Origin of the sequence: Haemophilus parainfluenzae T3T1 (assembly GCF_000210895.1) — a bacterium.
GTDB lineage: Bacteria > Pseudomonadota > Gammaproteobacteria > Enterobacterales > Pasteurellaceae > Haemophilus_D > Haemophilus_D parainfluenzae_A.
The window spans coordinates 872275-893581 of the sequence record NC_015964.1; the positions used below are offsets into that span (position 1 = coordinate 872275).

Genomic DNA, 21307 nt, shown 5'->3' on the forward strand with positions numbered 1-21307 from the left:
AAAAACCCTGACAAAGCAGGGTTTAATTAAAATCTGTTTTGAGACTAATTATTTGATTGCGTCTTTTAATGCTTTACCAGATACGAAAGCTGGAACTTTAGATGCTGCGATTTTGATTTCTGCACCAGTTTGTGGGTTACGGCCAGTACGTGCTGCACGCTTGTTCACTTTGAATGTACCGAAACCAATTAATTGTACAGGTTCACCTTTTTTAAGGCTGCCAGTGATCGCTGCTAAAGTTGCTTCTAATGCAGCTTTAGCTTGTTTTTTGTTTAATTCAGCTGCACTTGCAATTGCATCGATTAAATCTGTTTTGTTCATAAATTTGTACCTTCTGTTAAATTAAAATTTGACTCTATTCAAATAAGCGTAGCTTTTAACTGCTACGGCTTGGCAAAGTCTAATCTAACTGAGCGGGAAATAAAAGCTCGATTTGTAAAAATTGTGACAAATCTCACGTTATTGCTCAATTTTTATACCAATATTGGAGATTCCCTCCTGTTTGATCTCGTTTCGGAGGGATAAAATCAGGTCTACATCGCGTTTTTCGCAGTCTTTGAGTAAGCGATAGATTTGCCATTGAAGGTCAAGCTCCTCTTCAATTTCTTTACGGCTTTTCAGTTCGCTCTCAGAAAGATCGCGATTTTCTTGTGTTTCTAACAAAGAACAAACCGTGCCTAATGAAATTTGGCTGATTTGAATTGCTTTTTCAAGTGTCTCGCCCGCGATAATCGCATGCAACAATTCACCTAGCGCTTCACAAGCATCGAGAGCAGGTACCACACCAAAGAAGTCGTAATCATTCACATCAGGAATGATTTCTTCGAGCTTCTCTAGTTGGTTTTCGAAATTGATTTTCGCCCCTTTAACCGTTAGAAATTCCCACACTAAATTTAAAATGTTGTGATAGGTCTTTTCTGCTTGCTCCTGTTCGGTCATTTGACAAAACAGGGCAAAGTTCGGTGCCATGCGTTCGCATAAGCAAGCCATAAAGGTCAGATGTTGCCAGCTTTCAACATTTTCGAGGCGCTTGTGAATTGGATTTCGCATTTTTTTCTCGCTTATTTATGATAGGCTTTAGAGAACTCATGAATCGCATCCACGAAGATTTTTGGAGCACTTTCTGGTACATCTTGGTGAATACCGTGACCTAAATTAAACACATGTCCGCTACCTTGTCCAAAATCAGCTAAAATTGACCGCACTTCTTGCTCAATACGCTCTGCTGGTGCATATAGCACGCTTGGATCCATATTGCCTTGTAGTGCCACTTTATGGCCCACACGTGCTTTTGCATCCGCTAAATTCACTGTCCAGTCTAATCCTAACGCATCACAGCCCGTATTAGCCATCGCTTCTAACCATAAACCGCCGCCTTTAGTAAATAAAGTCACCGGCACTTTACGTCCATCGTGTTCACGAATTAAACCATCAACGATTTTGTGCATATATTGCAGAGAGAAGTCTAAATATTCACGATGACCTAACACACCGCCCCAAGTATCAAATACCATGACGGCTTGCGCACCTGCTTTGATTTGAGCGTTTAAGTATAAGATCACGGAATCCGCCACTTTATCTAATAAAAGATGCAAAGTTTGCGGTTCGGCATACATCATTTTTTTGATTTTATTGAAGGTTTTGCTGCTACCACCTTCAACCATATAAGTCGCCAGTGTCCACGGGCTACCAGAGAAACCAATCAATGGCACTTCGCCTTTTAATTCACGACGAATTGTGCGCACAGCATTCATCACATATTGAAGTTCACCTTCAGGGTCAGGAATGGGTAAATTTTCGACCGCACTTTTGTTTTCAATTGGATGAGCAAATTTCGGGCCTTCACCTGCACCAAAACTTAAGCCTAAGCCCATTGCATCAGGAATAGTTAAAATATCTGAGAATAAAATAGCCGCATCTAAAGCATAGCGACGAAGTGGCTGTAAGGTAACTTCACAAGCTAAATCCGAATTACGGCAAAGAGACATAAAATCGCCCGCTTCTGCACGTGTTGCTTTATATTCAGGCAAATAGCGTCCCGCTTGGCGCATCATCCATACGGGTGTCATATCCACTGGTTCACGTAATAAAGCTTTTAAATAACGATCATTTTTTAATTCAGACATGGGCTTTCCTTTATTTATTTTGTTCCGCTTTGCAAAGCTCAAGCGTAGCATTAATTAGTTTGAGTGCGATAGTACCTGTTGGCGGTAATTCTGGCAAGGGGGCAGCGCTAGAAAACCATTGTGCATCATGTAGTTCTGTTTCTTGCAGTTGAATTTCTCCACTGTCGTAATCAGCTAAAAAGCCCACCATTTGTGAATTCGGGAATGCCCAAGGTTGACTACCGAAATAGCGAATATTTTTAATGCGAATCCCCGTTTCTTCAAAGACTTCGCGACGAACGGCATCTTCGAAGGTTTCACCCACTTCTACAAAACCGGCTAGCGTGGTGTAAATACCTGCTTTGCCTGGCGTGTAATGGCGTTTATGGTTGGCTAATAAAATCTCTGTGCCACGGCGAACGGCGACAATAATCGAAGGGCAAATAACTGGGTAAGTACGATAGCCACAACTTGTGCATTGAACCGCAAGCTCATCGTGAGTTTGTTCCGCTTTTTGACCGCACTTTCCGCAGAATTGGTGGGTTTTCAAAAAATGATTGATTTCCACGCCTCGGCTTAATAAATGAAAATCTTCAGTCGGTAATGACAACAAACTCCGTAAGGAAAGGTATTCTCGTTCATCTTGCTCATTTTCTGCCACAAGCCATAAAGGTTGTGATTTCCATTTCCCGAGCAACATTGCTTTTTGCGTTGTGAGGCCGAGTTCCTTTGCTGATCCAAAAGGCAGATCATTTTCCTGCCAATAAAGCGTCGATCCTTTGGTTAACAGCCAATATCCCTGATCTTCGGGCTGAATTGCTTTCATATTTTTCTCTTTTTTATTCTAAAAGTGCGGTCATTATAAAAGGGATTTTTGGAAAAACGAATTTAATTTCTGTGATAAAAATAGCTAGTCAGTTTTCGTTGTGCTACAGTGGTAACCTGTTTTTCTCTTTAAAATTAGGAATGACAAATGTCTTTTTTCTCTTTTGCTTTTTTAGAAAATGCGATGTCTTTTCAGGGTTATCTTAAATATATCGCCATTTTTGTCTCGTTAGGTGCATTGTTTGTCGTGACAAGCTTATATTTGCGTCATCGGTTACAAACCAAATATCGTGATCTCAGTATTATCTTTCTTTTATTAATTATTTTCTTGCTCGGTGTGTAATATAAGCAATATGAGCGAGATGAAGTCTATGCAGCTGATATCTCTAGCATGGTGACATTTTTAAATTCGGTGAAAGACAGTCAAAATTTACAGAAAGAAGATATTCGTACCAATAGCCGTACATTAACGAACGGCATGATTTTAAATATTCGGGGTCAGTATTTCGAAGTCCATTTTAATAATGATTTTACCGCATATACCTTATCCCCAATTAACTTAGTAAACCCGAATGTTACTGTAATTGATAAGGAGGATAAATAATGGATGGCTACACATTATTAGGCTTAAAATTGGCCATGGGTATTGTTGGACTCGTACTTCAAATTCACTTAATGGGCAAAGGCAACCTCGCGCCGACCTCTGCGATGGATCAGGCACAAAACTTTGTGCTGGGTGGCATCATTGGTGGTGTGATTTATAGTGATAGTATTGGGGTATTTCAGTTCTCTTTAGTACTCGTACTTTGGACATTATTGATTTTTACCCTTCGTTTTATCAAAAACCATAACCAATTAGTTAAATCGTTGATTGATGGTAAACCAGTTCCGGTGATTTCAAACGGCAAGGTAAAAACTGCTGAATGTATGAAAAACGGTATTACTGCTCATGACCTTATGTTTAAGTTACGTGCTGCCGGTATTTATGAAATCAAAACGGTTAAACGTGCGGTATTTGAACAAAATGGACAACTTTCGATTATTCGATACGGTGATGATAATTTACGTTATCCATTAATTATTGATGGACAATTAGATGATGATGTTTTAGAAATTATTGATCGTGATGAAGAATGGGTTAAAGCTGAGTTAGAAAAACAGAACATGACGATTGAGCAAGTGTATATTGGCGAATACTTGAATGGTCAGTTAGTCACACATTTATATGAAAACAAATAAAAAAGACCGCACCTTAAAAGTGCGGTCTTTTTTTCGCTCATTTTAACCGACAACAAAAGGTAAGTAACCCGCTCGGATGGCAAAAGGAATCGAAGTAATAATCACACCAAGTACCAATACAAGCAGTAACAATGCTTTACCACCCCATACTCGGTATGGCAAGTTTGGATGAATTGAGCGTGCTTTCCAAACTAATGCTACCGGTAAAACCACTGCGTAGAACGCGAACATTTGACCAGCATAACCCAGTGCGAGAATAAAACCTTCTGGATAGAAAAGGGAGAAAAGCACAGGTGGAATAAAGGTCATTAAACCTAATGAAATGCGCCCTGCATGAATATCAAAAGATTGCTTGAGCAAGTCTTCAATACATTCTAATAAACCTAATGCCACTCCTAAGAATGAAGTTACCAATGCTAAAGTGGAGAAGATTTTTACTGCATTCGCAATAATTGGGCTTTGGGTGATTTCTAAGGTCGCTTTCACTAAGCCATTTAATGTGGCGTCTTCGCGTAAAATTTGTAAGAACTCATTTTGGCTGAGTAAGCCGTGCGTAGAAAGCTGCCATAAAAAGTAAGCAAATAACGTAATGCCGGAACCCACTAAAATAGCAATGCGTAAGGATTTTACGTTACCGCCTAAGTATTTATTTAAGCTAGGAATGGAACCGTGGAAACCAAATGCCGTGAAAAATACAGGGCTTGCAGAAATAATTAAGGCATTATCAATTGGCATCGCCATTAAGTTATCAAATTTAATGTTTGGTAACATTAATGCGAGTACTAAGATAAAAGCAGCAATCATCACAAAGAATAACACGCGATTGATTTTATCTACACTGTGTGTGCCGATGACAATAAAACTGCCGAAGAACATGGTGAATGCAAGCACCGCGATCTTATTCATGGTGTCTTTATCCCCCATGGCAGGGAGTAAATCCATTAATAAGGATCCACCACCACTTACATAAGCGGCAATTAAGGCATATAAAAAGACAATTAAAACCGCAGTGGAAATAATTCGCCCTGCTTTACCAAAATATTGTGCAGCAAGTGTGCCGATCCCTGCATCACTGTCAGCAGTTTGATACAGTTCCACGAATAATAGAGCAGTGAAAGTGAGTACCGCCCACAATCCAATTAATAAGAAAACCGTCGCCGTTAAGCCAATCCCTGCTGAGGTGAGCGGCATCGCCAACATCCCCGCACCAATCATGGTTCCTGCTACAAGCAAGGTACTTCCCACAGTCTTGTTCATTTTACTTTCCTTTGGTTGTAATGATAAATTTACGATGATTGTATTTTAATCTTTACATTGTGTAAAGTAGGAGAAACAAAATTCTTCTACAAAATGTACGGTAGAAATGACCGCACTTTCCCGATAAAATAGCCGGCAAATCAATTAAGACGAGAGACAATAGTAGGAGAGCGCTTATGATTTATAGTATGACAGCCTTTGCACGCCTTGAAATCAAGAAAGATTGGGGCGATGCAGTTTGGGAAATTCGTTCAGTTAACCAACGTTATTTGGAAAACTTTTTCCGCTTGCCAGAGCAATTCCGTGGTTTGGAAAATGCTTTGCGTGAGAAACTTCGTCAAAATCTCACCCGCGGTAAAATTGAATGTTCGTTACGTATTGATAGCAAAAAACAAGCGGCGGCTGAGCTCAATTTAAATAAAGAATTAGCGAATCAAGTTATCCAATCTTTACAATGGATTAAGTCGCAAGCTGGCGAGGGCGAAATCAATTTAACGGATGTGTTGCGTTATCCCGGCGTGGTGGAAGCGGCAGAGCAAGATTTAGATGCGATCAGTCAAGATTTGTTGACAGCTTTTGATGAATTGTTGGTGGAATTTATTGCAATGCGTGGACGTGAAGGCGAAAAATTGCAAGCCATTATTCAACAACGTCTTGATGGCATTACGGTGGAGGCTGAAAAAGTGCGGTCACAAATGCCGGCGGTTTTACAATGGCAGCGTGAGCGTTTATTGCAACGTTTTGAAGAAGCGAAGATTCAACTTGATCCACAACGAGTCGAACAAGAAATGATTTTACTGGCGCAACGTGTGGACGTGGCGGAAGAATTAGATCGTCTGCAAATGCACGTGAAAGAAACCAACAATATCTTGAAAAAAGGTGGGGCAGTGGGACGTAAACTGGATTTTATGATGCAAGAGCTCAATCGCGAATCTAACACGTTGGCATCGAAATCCATTAATGCTGATATCACCGCTTCCGCCGTGGAATTAAAAGTATTAATCGAACAAATGCGTGAGCAAATTCAAAACCTTGAATAGGGAAAATCATGTCAACATTTATTTCATTAAACCACTATGATTTGGTGGAAGTAGCTGGAGTCGATGCGGAGAAATATCTGCAAGGCCAATTAACTTGTGATGTGGTGCATTTGGCAGCTGGTGCTTCAACGCTTACAGCGCATTGCGATCCTAAAGGCAAAATGAATTCGTTGTTCCGCTTAATTAAGCTTTCAACAGAGCAGTTTTTGATTTTAATGCCGAAAGCCTTGTTGGCTCCACTCGATCATTTAAAAAAATACGCGGTGTTTTCCAAAGTCACTTTCCAAGTGTTGGATTGGCAAATTGTCGGCTTGATTGGTGAAAAGTGCGGTCGAATTCACGCGCAGATTGAATTAGATATTGATGAAAATCGTGCAATTTTGCTCAATCCTACACCGTTAGATGTCACCTTTAATGGCGATGAAAAACAATGGCTTTGTGCAGATATTCAAGCGGGCTTACCAAGCTTGAGTGCGGAAACGCAAAATGAATTTATTCCGCAGGCATTAAATCTACAAGCGATTGAACAAGCGATTTCTTTTACTAAAGGGTGTTATATCGGGCAGGAAACTGTCGCGCGAGCCAAATATCGTGGTGCCAATAAACGTGCGATGTATGTGCTTTCGGGGGAAACAACGGTTACACCGAAAATCGGCAGCGAGATAGAAATGCAGTTAGAAACGGCTTGGCGTAAAACCGGCACAATCGTCAGTGCGGTCAATTTTGACGGCATTTTATGGTTGCAAGTCGTGATGAATAACGATTTAGAGGAAGGGACGCATTTCCGTTTGCCAGAAGATGGAACCATTCTGAAAATTGAACCATTACCTTATTCCATCAATAGTTAAAAAACGATTTAGTCATTGACGACTTATAAGAGTCATCTATGATGAAAAGAGAGAACCACAATGTTCTCTCTTTTTTTATTTTTTTAAAATCCGCTATAATTCTGAAAAACTCACGAATTAAATACTATGACTTATTATCTTGGCATTATGTCCGGCACCAGCCTTGATGGGGTGGACATTGCTCTTACTGACATCCAATCTAATCAAACCAAATTAATTGCGGCTGATTTTACGCCGATGCCAGCAAATTTACGCGAAAAAGTGACCGCACTTATTCAATCGGGCGAAACCTCGTTACAAGCTCTGGGGGAACTCGATCACCAATTTGGCTTACTTTATGCGGATTGCGTAAATGCCTTTTTACGTCAACACGAGTTAAAACCAGAACAGATTGAAGCCATTGGTTGTCATGGTCAAACGGTGTGGCATTCTCCAAAAGGTCAATTTCCGTTTACCATGCAAATCGGTGATATGAATTTATTAGCCGCTAAAACAGGCATTACGGTTGTTGGTGATTTGCGACGTAAAGATATGGCGTTTGGTGGACAAGGGGCGCCTTTAGTACCCGCTTTTCATCAAGCGGTGTTTTTTGCTCCTCATTGGGCAACGGTGGTGCTTAATATTGGCGGCATTAGTAATGTATCCTTATTGATACCCGAACAGCCTGTTATTGGATTTGATACGGGAACGGGTAATACCTTGCTCGACCAATGGATCGAAAAACATCAAGGCAAAGCTTACGACAAAAATGGTGAATGGGCGGCTTCAGGTCAAGTGAATTCAGATTTGTTAGCGGCATTATTAGATGAAGATTTCTTTCAACTTCCACCACCGAAAAGCACAGGGCGTGAATTATTTAATTTAACTTGGCTAGAGAGTAAAGTTCAAAAAATAGCAGGCAAAACAACCGCACTTTTACCACAAGATGTGCAAGCTACGTTGGCAGAATTTACCGTGCAAAGCATCGCTTTAGCCCTTAACAATATTCAGACGACATTACCATGCAGATTACTTGTTTGTGGAGGAGGTGCTAAAAACCAGGCGATCATGAATGGCTTAAAACAAGCATTGCCAAGTTGGCGTATTCAACTGACGACTGAATTAGATCTTGATATCGATTATGTGGAAGCGGCGGCTTTTGCTTGGTTGGCCTATCGTCGCATGCATAATTTGCCAGCTAATTTGCCGAGTGTGACAGGCGCTACAAGTGCGGTCAGTTTAGGGGCGATTTTTCCAAAGGAATAAACCATGGCAGAAAATTTATTACAAACCCTTTCAACTTTAATTACTGAACAACGGAATCTCAATTCCATGAATGTAGATAGCTTGTCTGCATTGGAAATTGTGCAGTTGATGAATGAGGAAGATAAACAAGTACCTTTGGCAATTGAAAAATGTTTACCTCAAATTGCTCAAGCGGTCGAACGTATTGTTGCAGCATTTCAACAAGGCGGTCGATTAGTCTATATTGGCGCCGGAACAAGTGGTCGATTAGGCGTACTGGATGCCTCTGAATGCCCGCCAACATTTGGCGTGTCACCTGAAATGGTGAAAGGTATTATTGCAGGCGGTGAGCGCGCATTACGTCATCCAATTGAGGGCGCAGAAGACAGCAAAACGCAAGCCGTGGTTGACTTACAAACCATTCAATTTTCCTCAAAAGATGTCTTGGTGGGTATTGCAGCTAGTGGCCGAACCCCTTATGTGATCGGTGCATTGGAATATGCGAAAAGTTTAGGTTCAGTGACCGCTTCGATTGCGAGTAACCCGAATTCAGCGATGGCGAATATTGTGGATATTGCCATTGATACGGTAGTGGGACCAGAAGTGCTAACTGGCTCGAGCCGCTTGAAATCAGGCACGGCACAAAAATTAGTACTGAATATGCTCACTACGGCTTCTATGATCTTAATGGGTAAATGCTATCAAAACTTAATGGTGGATGTGCAGGCAAGCAATGAAAAGCTGAAAGCTCGTGCCATTCGTATCGTCATGCAAGCCACGGATTGCGATAAGGCACTCGCAGAAGAGACATTAAAGCAGGCTGATCAAAATGCGAAATTAGCGATTATGATGATTTTGAGTGGACTAGATCGTGCTCAAGCAGAGGCGTTATTAGAAAAACATCACGGAAAGTTACAACTTGCATTGAAATAAAGGAAAATAAAAACGCTAGGCATCAAACCTAGCGTTTTTTTATCATGTAATAGTTTGCTCAATTAGCAATCTTGTTTGCCGTAAGCATCTTGACGAAGGATTTGACGAACGCCTTCATCAAATTGTGCTAAAACTTGATCCGCGTCTTTTGGATCTTTACCGCGCGCATCAAGATAGAACTTGATTTTCGGTTCAGTACCAGATGGACGAACGATTAAGCGGCTACCGTTTTCTAATACGAATACAAGGATGTCGCTTTGACGATCTGTTTTAGTGTGGTCGATGAATTGTGCCACTTTAACACCGCCTACTTCTGCTGGAGGCGTGTTGCGAAGTGCGGCCATTAATTTACCAATTTCAGATAAATCGCTTACACGAATAGAAATTTGACCACTTACATAAGCACCGAATTCTTGCGTGAAGTCATTGGCGTAATCCGCTAAGGTTTTACCTTGTGCTTTTAAGTGACGCACTAAATCTAAGAACACGATCGCTGCAGAAATACCATCTTTATCGCGTACTTTATCTGGGTCAACTAAGTAGCCAAGCGCTTCTTCAAAACCGAATAATAAGCCTTGAACTTTACCGATGTATTTGAAACCAGTTAAGGTTTCTTCTGATTGGAAGCCGTATTTTTTCGCAATTTCAGCAAGTGCAGGAGAAGATACTAAAGAACACGCTAATACGCCTTTCTCACCTTTTGCATGATATTGTTTTGCTAAATACCAACCTAAGAAACAACCTACTACGTTACCGTGTAAAGGTTTCCAGTTACCTTGCGCATCAGGAACAGCTACAGCTAAACGGTCTGCATCAGGGTCATTCGCAATAATGAATTCAGCATTGTTTTCTTTTGCCACTTTAATGGCTAAATCTAATGCACCTTTTTCTTCCGGGTTAGGGAAGTTTACCGTTGGGAATGTGCCATCGGGCCATACTTGTTCTGCCACAATGTGAGGTTGTGGAAGACCTGCTTTGGTTAAGGTTTTGCTTAATACTTCATAGCCTACACCGTGCATTGCGGTATAAACGTAGTTAATGTCTGCTTGAGGTTCTTTAGCAAGAGAAGCGGTTTTTTCGATATAAGCGTTAACCACTTCATCATCTAACACCACATAATCTTGGCTACGTGGTAAATCTTTTACGTTGCCCGCTGCTACTTTATCGATTAATGCGGCAATATCTTTGTCAGCAGGAGAAACGATTTGGCCACCGCCGTTCGCTTTACCTAAGTAAACTTTATAGCCGTTATCTTCCGGTGGGTTGTGACTTGCAGTCACCATGACACCAGCAGTGGTATCAAAATATTGGATTGCGTAAGCTAATACTGGAGTGGGTAATTTACGTGGAAGTAAATAAGCTTTCACGCCTGCACCCGCCATGATTTCAGCGGTATCACGTGCGAAAACATCAGAATTTTTACGACCATCGTAACCAATCACGATAGAGGGTTGTTTGTCGTAACCTTTTAAATAATCCGCTAAACCACCTGCTGCCTGTGCCACTAAAACACGGTTCATACCCATAGAACCTGCTTGTAAAGGTCCACGAAGCCCTGCAGTACCAAATTGTAAACGGTCACTAAAGCGAGCTTGTAATTCAGCGTGTGCTTTTTCATCACCATTTTTCGCCGCCGTTAAAAGTGCGGTTAATTCTGCGTGAGTTTCAGCATCAGGATCTTGGTTTAACCAGTTTTGTGCGATATCAAAAAGCTTTGTCATGATGTTTTCTCCTTGTAAAAAATATTTCCAGTTAGACTAGCTGAAAATGACTTTAATTTAAATGGCTATTTTGCTTTTTTACTTAAAATCTAAGCTTTTTTTGATCGTAATCGTTTTCGCTGAATACAAAAACGGCGTAAAAAATATTTACGCCGTTGTTTTTATAGAAAATAATGAAAAAATTAGAGAAGAAGAGCTGAACCCCATTTGATAATATCAAAGAAGAATTTGTTCTGATTGGTGGCAATGCCATCACCCGTTTTCTTCAATGTGCCATCATCATTTTTGGTTTCATCCACCATACCATTTACATATTGCCCTTTAACGACATCCAAATCTTCTTTTGCCTGAGTACGTAAGACTTGGCAAGCTTTTGGTTCTAATGCATCAACATCACCGATTTCTGTACGGAATTTCTTGAATTGATAGGTCGCATAATTCATCGATTTTTCATCTTTTTGAATCATTTTCACATAGTCTTCACCGATGATTTTTTCTAACGGATAGAAAAAGACATATTGAGAATGAATGTAGCTATCTTCTTTTGCAAAATGTTGTTGCTGAATACGGGTTAAATTCGGGTAGATACATTGTTCAGCTTGTTTACTTGCCGTAGCCCATGTTTTCGCATTCACATCTGAAAGGAGGTAATCCGCTTGTGCAAATTCTGCGGGGATCGGCGATTGTGATGGGCCAAATAAACCACAAGCACTTAAGAGTACAGTTGCACCGAAAATAATAAATTTTCTCACTTAAATTTCCTTATAACATCTAGAATGGCAAAATTTTAGCAACAACAATCTGATTGTAAAGTGATTCTCTAATTGAGAAGTGATTTTCTTTCCCGAACTAAAAAACTTCCGCTATAATGACCGCACTTTTTACACTTATAAAGGAAAGAACAATGCAAAATCCAAAAGATGATGTTTTATATGCACCAGTTGAGTGGGTTGATCATAGCGAAGGTTATACTGATATTCGTTTCCACAAATCGACTGACGGTATTGCAAAAATCACCATTAATCGTCCAGAAGTGCGTAATGCATTTCGTCCGCAAACAGTTAAAGAAATGATCCATGCATTTTCTAACGCGCGTTTCGATGAAAAAATTGGCGTGATTGTGTTAACCGGTGAAGGCGAAAAAGCATTCTGTTCTGGTGGTGACCAAAAAATTCGTGGTGACTACGGCGGTTACAAAGATGAAAGCGGTGTGCATCATTTAAATGTATTGGATTTCCAACGTGATATTCGTACTTGTCCAAAACCAGTTGTAGCAATGGTGGCAGGTTACGCAATTGGTGGTGGTCACGTACTTCATATGTTATGTGATTTAACGATTGCAGCAGAGAATGCGATTTTTGGTCAAACGGGTCCTAAAGTAGGTTCATTTGACGGTGGCTGGGGTGCAAGTTATATGGCGCGTTTAGTTGGTCAGAAAAAAGCGCGCGAAATCTGGTTCTTATGTCGTCAATATAATGCGCAAGAAGCATTAGATATGGGCTTAGTGAATACTGTCGTGCCTTATGCTGATTTAGAAAAAGAAACTGTGCGTTGGTGTCGTGAAATGTTACGTAACAGCCCAATTGCATTACGTTGCTTGAAAGCCGCATTAAATGCAGACTGTGATGGTCAATCAGGTTTACAAGAACTCGCGGGTAATGCAACCATGTTGTTCTATATGACTGAAGAAGGGCAAGAAGGTCGTAACGCGTTCAACGAAAAACGCGCACCAGACTTTAGCAAATTCAGACGTAATCCTTAATTGGGCCATAAAAAGTGCGGTTAAAATCAGTGTGTTTTTAACCGCACTTTTGTTATCAAGGAGAATAAGATGGAAACCAAATCATTTAATCTTTATCGTTATTCTATTCCCGTCGACAGCCAATTGATTTTACGTGGACGTTTTTTAAAACGCCGTGAAGGCTTGATTGTGCGTGTAGCTTGCAGCCGTGATGGCTGGGGAGAAATTGCACCTTTACCTGGGTTTAGTGAAGAAATCATCGAACAAGCGCAAGAGCAAGCCATTGAATGGCTGACGAATTGGTGTCATGCAAGCTGTGAAGCGCCAAGAGTGCCCCTTGACGGTTGCTATCCTTCTGTTGCTTTCGGTATTAGCACAGCGATGGATGAGATGAAGCGTTATTTAAATGAGGAAGGCAACTATCATACTGCACCGTTGTGCTATGGCGATCCTGATGAGTTATATGCAGAACTGAATCAAATGTCAGGTGACAAAGTCGCTAAAATCAAAGTCGGTATGTATGAAGCGAATCGTGATGGTTTGATTACGGATATGTTTCTTGAAGCCATTCCTGATTTGCAATTACGTCTAGATGCGAATCGCCAATGGACCTTGGAAAAGGCGTTAAAATTTGCGGAGAAAGTGAAAACGCAACATCGTTCGCGTATTCAATTTCTGGAAGAACCTTGTAAAACCCGTGAAGAAAGTCGTCAGTTTGCAGCTCAAACGGGCATTAATATTGCTTGGGATGAAAGTTTGCGAGAGCCTGACTTTCTTTTAGAAAAAGAACCGCACTTAAGTGCCATTGTGATTAAACCAACATTGGTTGGTTCGCTACAAGATTGTCAAAAGCTGATTGCTCAAGCGCATAGTTTAGGCATAAAAGCAGTGATTAGCTCGAGTATTGAAAGTAGTCTTGGATTAACGCAACTCGCTCGTATCGCGGCACAATATACACCCAATGTGACGCCAGGATTAGATACGTTGAATTTAATGCGACATCAAGTATTACGTGCGTGGCCGGGCTCAGATTTACCGCTAATTGATTTAAATTCAGAATTTATTACCAAAATTGTCTAGAGATACGACCACCATTACATAAAAAATCGCTATAATTCGCACAAGTTAAAGGATGTGAAAATGTCAAAAAAATTCAATATTTTGCTGTTAAATGGCCCGAACTTAAATATGTTGGGCGCAAGAGAGCCAAAACATTATGGTTCGCTTTCGTTATCTGCCATTGAAGAAAATGTGGCAAAACTTGCGGCGCAGCATGATGTGAATTTGGAGTGCTTTCAAGCAAATAGCGAAGAAAAGTTAATCGATAAGATTCATCAAAGTTTTCAAAAAGTGGATTTTATTTTAATTAACCCGGCAGCTTATACGCATACCAGTGTTGCATTGCGTGATGCGTTGCTTGCGGTGTCAATTCCTTTTGTTGAAATCCATTTGTCTAATGTACATAAGCGCGAGCCATTCCGTCACCATTCTTACTTTAGTGATGTGGCTGAAGGGGTAATTTGTGGCTTAGGTGCGAAAGGTTATGAGTTTGCTCTCCAATTCGCGTTAGATTTTTTAAATAAAAAAGCATAAAATTTCACAAAATTTACAGATTTTCGCAGAAATTTATCGCAAAGTTCATGATTTTGCGGTAATCTTGCCGACACAAAAAACAGGTTTCAAAATGACCGCACTTTGGAGTGAATTTTGAAAGTGCGGTTGAAAATTCATTAATATTTTTAGGAAGAGCGTATGGACATTCGTAAAATCAAAAAACTGATTGAATTAGTAGAAGAATCGGGCATCACTGAATTAGAAGTGCAAGAAGAAGAAGGTACAGTACGTATTAGTCGTGCGGCACCAGCTGTTGCACCTGCTGCAATTCAATATGCAGCGGCGCCTGTAGCACCTGTTGCAGCACCAGCAGCTGCTCCTGTGGCAGCCGCGCCTGCTGAAGCGCCTGCGGCTGAAATTTCTGGCTACCAAGTGCGTTCACCAATGGTAGGTACATTCTACCGTAGCCCAAGCCCAGAAGCGAAAGCTTTCGTTGAAGTGGGACAAACAGTCAAAGTAGGCGATGCACTTTGTATCGTTGAAGCGATGAAAATGATGAACCGTATCGAAGCAGACAAAGCTGGTGTGGTAAAAGCAATCTTAGTCAATGATGGCGAAGCGGTTGAATTTGATCAACCATTGATCGTTATCGAATAATCCCTATCAATCTGAAATGGCGAGCTTTCTCGCCATTTTTTCACACAAGTGGAAATTGTTATGTTAGAAAAAGTTGTGATTGCTAACCGTGGTGAAATTGCACTGCGTATTTTACGTGCCTGTAAAGAATTAGGCATTAAAACTGTGGCGGTTCACTCTACCGCTGATCGTGATTTAAAACACGTATTACTTGCGGATGAAACGATTTGTATCGGGCCAGCACCATCTGTAAAAAGTTATTTGAATATTCCTGCTATTATTGCAGCGGCAGAAGTAACAGGTGCAGATGCTATCCATCCAGGTTATGGTTTCCTTTCTGAGAATGCGGACTTTGCGGAGCAAGTTGAGTGTTCAGGCTTTACTTTTATCGGTCCAACAGCAGATGTCATTCGTTTAATGGGTGATAAAGTTTCTGCGATTAAGGCAATGAAAAAAGCGGGCGTACCTTGTGTTCCAGGTTCTGATGGCCCTGTAGGTAGCGATATCGCGAAAAATAAAGAAATTGCAAAACGTATTGGTTATCCAATTATTATCAAAGCATCTGGCGGCGGTGGTGGTCGTGGTATGCGTGTCGTTCGTAGCGAAGATGCACTTGAAGAATCCATTGCGATGACAAAAGCTGAAGCAAAAGCAGCATTTAATAATGACATGGTTTATATGGAAAAATATTTAGAAAATCCACGCCATGTTGAAATTCAAGTTTTAGCGGATACACACGGTAACGCAATCTACCTTGCAGAGCGTGATTGTTCTATGCAACGTCGTCACCAAAAAGTCGTAGAAGAAGCACCCGCACCAGGTATTACAGAAGAAGTTCGTCGTGACATCGGCACTCGCTGTGCGAATGCTTGTATCGAAATTGGTTATCGCGGTGCAGGTACCTTTGAATTCTTGTATGAGAATGGTGAGTTCTATTTCATCGAAATGAATACCCGTATTCAAGTAGAACATCCAGTAACAGAAATGATTACCGGTGTAGATTTGGTGAAAGAACAATTGCGAATTGCAGCTGGTTTGCCACTTTCTTATAAACAAGAAGATATCAAAGTAAAAGGCCATGCGATGGAATGTCGTATCAATGCAGAAGATCCAAAAACATTCTTACCATCTCCAGGTAAAGTGGCACACTTACACTCACCAGGTGGCTTAGGTGTTCGTTGGGATTCTCATGTATATGCTGGTTATACCGTTCCACCACACTACGATTCTATGATCGCAAAATTAATCACATACGGTGATACTCGTGATGTCGCAATCCGTCGTATGCAAAATGCATTGTCTGAAACGATTATTGACGGTATCAAAACAAATATCCCACTTCATGAACTCATTCTTGAAGATGAAAACTTCCAAAAAGGTGGTGCAAATATCCACTATTTAGAGAAGAAATTAGGGATGTATGATTAAAATGAAACGGCTAACGTAAGTTAGCCATTTTTATATCTTTTTGATAATTAATATATTTTCTTTGAAAAGATATCTTAAATCTCTTTATAATGTGCACCTATTTATTTTTACCTAAGGAAAAACAATGAAATTTAATCTCTCTAAATTAAGTTTAACAATTCTTGCAACTGTAACGTTAGCCGCCTGTGGAAGTAGCGGTGGTAGCAATACTCAACCAGCTGATCAAGCAAAACTAACTGAGCAAGTAAAACCAGCTGAGCCAGTAAAACCAGCTGAGACAGTAAAACCAGCTGAGACAGTAAAACCGGCTGAGCCAGTAAAACCGGCTGAGCCAGTAAAACCGGCTGAGACAGTAAAACCGGCTGAGACAGTAAAACCGGCTGAGACAGTAAAACCAGCTGAACAACCAAAAAATGAAGAACAAATTGTGCTTAGTCGAGTAGGATTTGAGGTTAATAAAGAGACTAGAGTAGTTACTACAATTGAAAGACAAATACATGATGACAATAATGTGAATCTTGTTAATGTTGAAGGTCAAGCAATTGAAATTATTCCATCAGGGTATTACGAACGTCCAGTCATTGGAACTAATGAGAAAGAAGTACTACAGGCAGATTCTCCTGAATTGCGTTCTATTAGTGGCAAAAACTATAAAAATATTCGTTGGGGGAAATTTACGGAGCCTACTTTAGGTTCTGATTATTATGTTGCATTTGGTGTAAATCCAACAACAGAAATGCCACAATCAGGTACTGCAAATTATATTGGAAATGGTATGCATGTAGAGAAGCGTGCTGAACACTTAGACTCTAACTTATCATTCGTAAAACTAACAGCTAATTTCGCAGATAAAACATTAAATGGAACAATTTCTTTAGCAAACACAGGCTATAAGGATGTTCTTGTATCAAATAGGCTTGCTGGAGGCGCGCTTTCTCCAGAGATACACTTCGATGATGTTTCCTTATCTGCCCAAATTCAAGGCAATAAATTTAGTGGAACAAGCGAGAAAGGTGTTCATGCCGAAGGTGGGTTCTATGGAAAAGATGCTGAAGAAGTCGCTGGAACTTACAAAGGAAAAGATGCTATGGGTGTCTTTGGTGCTAGAAAAAATTAGAAATTTTCTGTCAATTTAAAAGCAAGCCTTGAGCTTGCTTTATTTTTATACTTGAGATAGAAATAAATATCTAATTTAGATTTATAATAGATAAAATTTTTTAACAGGAACTCAGAATGGAACTTTCACAACGTTATAAACAAGCAGCCAAGGAGGCTCGCTGGGCATTAGGTTTAGCTATTTTTTATGTAATTGGATGGTGTGTATGTGCTTATTTACCGAAAGACTCGCCTGGGCCGATAGGTTTTCCGTTGTGGTTTGAATTATCCTGTATTTATTTACCCATTTTGTTTGTAGTGATTGGGTATTGGATTGTCAAAATTGTCTTTTTAGATATCCCGCTAGATGTTGAATCAAAGGAGAATAAATAATGAATTTAGGTATTATTCTCCCTTTAGTAATCTACTTAGTCTTTATTTTTGGTGCGGCATTATTTGCTTATGTAAAACGAAGTAAAGGGGATTTCCTAACAGAATATTATGTGGGAAATCGCTCCATGACGGGCTTTGTGCTTGCGATGACAACAGCTTCCACTTATGCCAGTGCAAGTTCTTTTGTTGGTGGACCAGGGGCTGCCTATAAATATGGGCTAGGTTGGGTATTGCTCGCCATGATCCAAGTGCCGGCTGTGTGGTTAGCCTTAGGTGCATTGGGCAAAAAGTTTGCATTACTTTCTCGCGAAACTAATGCGCTTACTATCAATGATTTATTTCTCTATCGTTATAAAAATAAATATCTCGTTTGGATTTCCAGTCTAGCATTGTTGCTTGCCTTCTTTGCCGCTATGGTCGTGCAATTTATTGGTGGCGCAAGATTGCTTGAAACCACGATAGGGATTCCTTACACTCATGCCTTGCTTATTTTCGCCTTAACGGTTGGTATTTATACGTTTATTGGTGGTTTCCGAGCCGTCGTATTAACTGATACGATTCAAGGTACGGTAATGATTTTTGGTACAATCGTGCTATTAGTGGGCGTTATTTACCATCTCGGTGGCGTAGAAAGTGCGGTCAATAAATTAACTGAAATTGATCCGAGTTTAGTAAGTCCTTACGGCCCGAATGAGATGCTTGATTTTCAATTTATGGCATCGTTTTGGATCCTAGTCTGTTTCGGTGTGGTTGGTTTACCACATACAGCCGTCCGTTGTATGGCTTTCAAAGACAGTAAAGCCTTACATCGAGGTATGCTCATTGGGACGATTGTCCTTTCTGTGATTATGTTAGGGATGCATTTGGCGGGTGCTTTAGGACGTGCCGTTGTGCCTGATTTGACCGTATCAGATAAAGTCATTCCAACCTTAATGTTGGAAGTGCTCCCACCTATTGTTGCAGGGATTTTCTTAGCGGCGCCGATGTCTGCGATCATGTCCACAGTTGATGCACAACTCATTCAATCCTCCTCAATTTTTGTGAAAGACTTATATCTTGCAAGCAAACCTGAAGCAGCGAAGAATGAAAAACGAATTAGCCGTATTTCATCAGTCATCACACTGATTTTATCGGCGTTGCTAATTCTCGCGGCACTGAATCCACCAGATATGATTATTTGGTTGAATCTATTTGCTTTCGGGGGATTAGAAGCCGCATTCCTTTGGGTGATTGTATTAGGCATTTATTGGGATAAAGCAAATGCAGCAGGGGCAATAAGTTCAATGGTGGTGGGATTAAGCAGTTATGTGCTTCTGACTCAATTTGGTATCAAACTATTTGGTTTTAATGCGATTGTGCCTGCACTTGTATTTGGTTTGATAGCTTTCATCTTGGGTAACCAATTCGGTACAAAAAAACAGTAAAAACGGACCGCACTTTATGGTTTATCAAATCCTAGCATTGTTTATTTGGAGTAGTGCCTTTGTAGCCGCTAAATACACCTTTACAATGATGGACACCATTTTGATGATCCAAGTTCGTTTATTAATGGCGGCAATTATTGTGATGCCACTCTTTTTTCGTCGTTGGAAAGGAGTGTCTAAACCGATGCGAAAACAGCTTTGGTGGCTAGGTTTTTTTAATTATACCGCAACCTTTTTGCTACAATTTATTGGCTTAAAATATACGAGCGCGGCGAGCGCAACGACCATGATTGGATTAGAGCCATTATGTGTGATTTTTATTGGGCATTTTTTCTTTCAAGATCGTGCGAAATGGTATCACTGGTTGTGTGGCGCTTTTGCCTTTTTAGGCGTGGCCATTTTAATTCTAGGTGGGCAGGGCAATGAAGGCTCAAGTGAAATTAGCTTATTGGGCTGCTCATTAGTGGTTGCGGCAAGTATTGTATTTGCTTGTTGTTTACGTTGGACGAAAAAAGTGGTAGCAACGGTTTCTGCTCAAGCCTATACATCGATTTCTATCGTATTAGCGACCATCACCATGCTGCCATTTACTTTATTACTGACGGAAAGCTGGGATATCCATTTTAACTGGCTTGGTTTCTTCGGTTTGATTTATCTCGGCGTAGCATGCAGTTGGTTTGCCTTTTGGTTGTGGAATAAAGGCTTAAATTCAGTAGATGCAAAAATCTCTGGAATTTTGACCGCACTTGAGCCGATTTTCGGTGTCTTTTTGGCGGTATTATTGCTTAACGAAGAGGTTTCACTTGTTTCAGCACTTGGGATTATCATTATTGTGGCTTCAGCCCTAGGCGTAAGTTTATTACCGAAATGGTTACATAAAGAAATTAATTAAAAGGAAAAGAAGATGGCGTGGATTCAAATTCGCTTAAATAGTACAAATGAAAAAGCTGAGAAAATTAGCGATTTTTTAGAAGAAATTGGCTCAGTTTCGGTCACATTTATGGATAGCCAAGATACGCCGATTTTTGAACCACTTCCAGGCGAAACGCGTCTGTGGGGAAATACCGATGTGATTGCATTGTTTGATGCAGAAACCGATATGAATGAGATTGTGAGTTTGCTTAAACAAGCGCATCATTTAGATGAAAATACCGCTTACAAAATCGAGCAAATCGAGGATAAAGACTGGGAACGTGAATGGATGGATAACTTCCACCCAATGCAATTTGGCAAACGCTTATGGATTTGCCCAAGCTGGCGTGAAGTGCCAGATCAAAATGCGGTTAATGTAATGCTTGATCCAGGTTTAGCTTTCGGGACAGGTACCCACCCGACAACTGCACTTTGTTTAGAGTGGTTAGATGGTTTGGATTTAACAGGCAAAACCGTCATCGATTTTGGTTGTGGCTCAGGCATTCTTGCCATTGCTGCCCTTAAATTAGGTGCGAAAAATGCGATCGGTATTGATATCGATCCACAAGCGATTCTTGCCAGTCGTAATAATGCAGAACAGAATGAGGTGGCGGATCGTCTGCAACTTTTCTTATCAGATGATAAGCCTGCAGATTTAAAAGCAGATGTCGTTGTCGCGAATATTCTTGCGGGTCCATTAAAAGAACTTTACCCGATTATCTCCCAATTAGTAAAAGAGGGGGGCGATCTTGGATTATCGGGTATTTTAGAAACACAAGCACAATCGGTATGTGATGCTTATACACAATCCTTTGATTTAGATCCTGTTGCAGTGAAAGAGGAATGGTGCCGTATTACAGGTAAATTAAAATCGGCTTAATTTCTTTTTGTCAATTAAAAAAAGTGCATTTTTTGAACAAATTTCCCTTTGC

The 21307-nt window shown here is 40.5% G+C and carries 22 protein-coding genes and 1 pseudogene; 16 read left to right on the forward strand and 7 right to left on the reverse strand.

The features are described 5' to 3' along the window. Positions 1-48: 48 nt before the first annotated feature. From PARA_RS04390 to nudC, 4 genes are all read right to left on the reverse strand, one after another. A complete protein-coding gene (locus tag PARA_RS04390) occupies positions 49-321 on the reverse strand; it encodes an HU family DNA-binding protein (protein ID WP_005696943.1) in 273 nt (90 codons plus the stop codon). A 138-nt stretch (positions 322-459) separates the two neighbouring features. After that, entirely contained in the window at positions 460-1050 is a 591-nt protein-coding gene (locus tag PARA_RS04395) for a YjaG family protein (protein ID WP_014064715.1), read from the reverse strand. A gap of 11 nt (positions 1051-1061) precedes the next feature. After that, positions 1062-2126, reverse strand: a complete 1065-nt coding sequence (gene hemE / locus PARA_RS04400) for a uroporphyrinogen decarboxylase (protein ID WP_014064716.1) — start codon at positions 2124-2126, stop codon at positions 1062-1064. A gap of 10 nt (positions 2127-2136) precedes the next feature. Next, a complete protein-coding gene (nudC, locus tag PARA_RS04405; RefSeq protein ID WP_014064717.1) occupies positions 2137-2931 on the reverse strand; it encodes an NAD(+) diphosphatase in 795 nt (264 codons plus the stop codon). Positions 2932-3078: 147 nt separating this feature from the next. Between nudC and PARA_RS04410 the strand changes: the two are divergent. Both PARA_RS04410 and PARA_RS04415 read left to right on the forward strand, forming a co-directional pair. Beyond that, positions 3079-3534: pseudogene (locus tag PARA_RS04410) on the forward strand (DUF3290 family protein). Then, positions 3534-4169, forward strand: a complete 636-nt coding sequence (locus PARA_RS04415) for a DUF421 domain-containing protein (protein ID WP_014064718.1) — start codon at positions 3534-3536, stop codon at positions 4167-4169. The pseudogene PARA_RS04410 and the gene PARA_RS04415 overlap by 1 nt, the downstream one beginning before the upstream one ends. 42 nt (positions 4170-4211) lie before the next feature. Here PARA_RS04415 and PARA_RS04420 read toward each other — a convergent pair whose 3' ends face one another. Continuing rightward, positions 4212-5426, reverse strand: a complete 1215-nt coding sequence (locus PARA_RS04420) for an aromatic amino acid transport family protein (protein ID WP_014064719.1) — start codon at positions 5424-5426, stop codon at positions 4212-4214. A gap of 176 nt (positions 5427-5602) precedes the next feature. On the opposite strand from PARA_RS04420, the gene PARA_RS04425 reads away from it, so the two are divergent. The 4 genes from PARA_RS04425 (at position 5603) to murQ (ending at position 9471) form a co-directional block, all read left to right on the forward strand. Beyond that, positions 5603-6466 (forward strand): YicC/YloC family endoribonuclease, encoded by an 864-nt coding sequence (locus PARA_RS04425; RefSeq protein ID WP_014064720.1) that lies wholly within the window; start codon positions 5603-5605, stop codon positions 6464-6466. Positions 6467-6474: 8 nt separating this feature from the next. Continuing rightward, complete coding sequence (locus tag PARA_RS04430) at positions 6475-7314, forward strand: folate-binding protein YgfZ (RefSeq protein WP_014064721.1); 840 nt, start codon at positions 6475-6477, stop codon at positions 7312-7314. A gap of 126 nt (positions 7315-7440) precedes the next feature. Further along, on the forward strand, positions 7441-8559 hold the full coding sequence (locus PARA_RS04435; RefSeq protein ID WP_014064722.1) for an anhydro-N-acetylmuramic acid kinase: 1119 nt from the start codon (positions 7441-7443) through the stop codon (positions 8557-8559). A 3-nt stretch (positions 8560-8562) separates the two neighbouring features. After that, a complete protein-coding gene (gene murQ, locus PARA_RS04440; RefSeq protein ID WP_014064723.1) occupies positions 8563-9471 on the forward strand; it encodes an N-acetylmuramic acid 6-phosphate etherase in 909 nt (302 codons plus the stop codon). 62 nt (positions 9472-9533) lie between these two features. Here murQ and PARA_RS04445 read toward each other — a convergent pair whose 3' ends face one another. Then, a complete protein-coding gene (locus PARA_RS04445) occupies positions 9534-11192 on the reverse strand; it encodes a phospho-sugar mutase (protein WP_014064724.1) in 1659 nt (552 codons plus the stop codon). A gap of 182 nt (positions 11193-11374) precedes the next feature. Then, positions 11375-11944, reverse strand: coding sequence for a DUF5358 domain-containing protein (locus PARA_RS04450; protein ID WP_014064725.1), 570 nt, complete (start codon positions 11942-11944; stop codon positions 11375-11377). Positions 11945-12096: 152 nt separating this feature from the next. On the opposite strand from PARA_RS04450, the gene menB reads away from it, so the two are divergent. From menB to prmA, 10 genes are all read left to right on the forward strand, one after another. Beyond that, positions 12097-12954: a 1,4-dihydroxy-2-naphthoyl-CoA synthase gene (gene menB, locus PARA_RS04455; protein ID WP_014064726.1), complete on the forward strand. Its 858-nt coding sequence runs from the start codon at positions 12097-12099 to the stop codon at positions 12952-12954. Between the two features lie 69 nt (positions 12955-13023). After that, entirely contained in the window at positions 13024-14013 is a 990-nt protein-coding gene (menC, locus tag PARA_RS04460; RefSeq protein ID WP_014064727.1) for an o-succinylbenzoate synthase, read from the forward strand. A 60-nt stretch (positions 14014-14073) separates the two neighbouring features. Then, a complete protein-coding gene (aroQ, locus tag PARA_RS04465; protein WP_014064728.1) occupies positions 14074-14526 on the forward strand; it encodes a type II 3-dehydroquinate dehydratase in 453 nt (150 codons plus the stop codon). A gap of 159 nt (positions 14527-14685) precedes the next feature. Beyond that, positions 14686-15144, forward strand: coding sequence for an acetyl-CoA carboxylase biotin carboxyl carrier protein (accB, locus tag PARA_RS04470; protein WP_014064729.1), 459 nt, complete (start codon positions 14686-14688; stop codon positions 15142-15144). A 60-nt stretch (positions 15145-15204) separates the two neighbouring features. Next, entirely contained in the window at positions 15205-16551 is a 1347-nt protein-coding gene (gene accC, locus PARA_RS04475; RefSeq protein ID WP_014064730.1) for an acetyl-CoA carboxylase biotin carboxylase subunit, read from the forward strand. Positions 16552-16675: 124 nt separating this feature from the next. After that, the gene (locus PARA_RS10490; RefSeq protein WP_014064731.1) at positions 16676-17668 is read left to right on the forward strand and encodes a transferrin-binding protein-like solute binding protein; all 993 of its coding nucleotides are present in this window, start codon (positions 16676-16678) and stop codon (positions 17666-17668) included. Between the two features lie 116 nt (positions 17669-17784). Continuing rightward, positions 17785-18039, forward strand: a complete 255-nt coding sequence (locus PARA_RS04485; RefSeq protein ID WP_014064732.1) for a YhdT family protein — start codon at positions 17785-17787, stop codon at positions 18037-18039. Continuing rightward, positions 18039-19463 (forward strand): sodium/pantothenate symporter, encoded by a 1425-nt coding sequence (gene panF / locus PARA_RS04490; protein ID WP_014064733.1) that lies wholly within the window; start codon positions 18039-18041, stop codon positions 19461-19463. The genes PARA_RS04485 and panF overlap by 1 nt, the downstream gene beginning before the upstream one ends. Before the next feature lie 16 nt (positions 19464-19479). Further along, a complete protein-coding gene (locus PARA_RS04495) occupies positions 19480-20355 on the forward strand; it encodes a DMT family transporter (RefSeq protein WP_014064734.1) in 876 nt (291 codons plus the stop codon). Between the two features lie 12 nt (positions 20356-20367). Next, positions 20368-21255, forward strand: a complete 888-nt coding sequence (prmA, locus tag PARA_RS04500; protein WP_014064735.1) for a 50S ribosomal protein L11 methyltransferase — start codon at positions 20368-20370, stop codon at positions 21253-21255. The last annotated feature ends 52 nt before the right edge of the window (positions 21256-21307 follow it).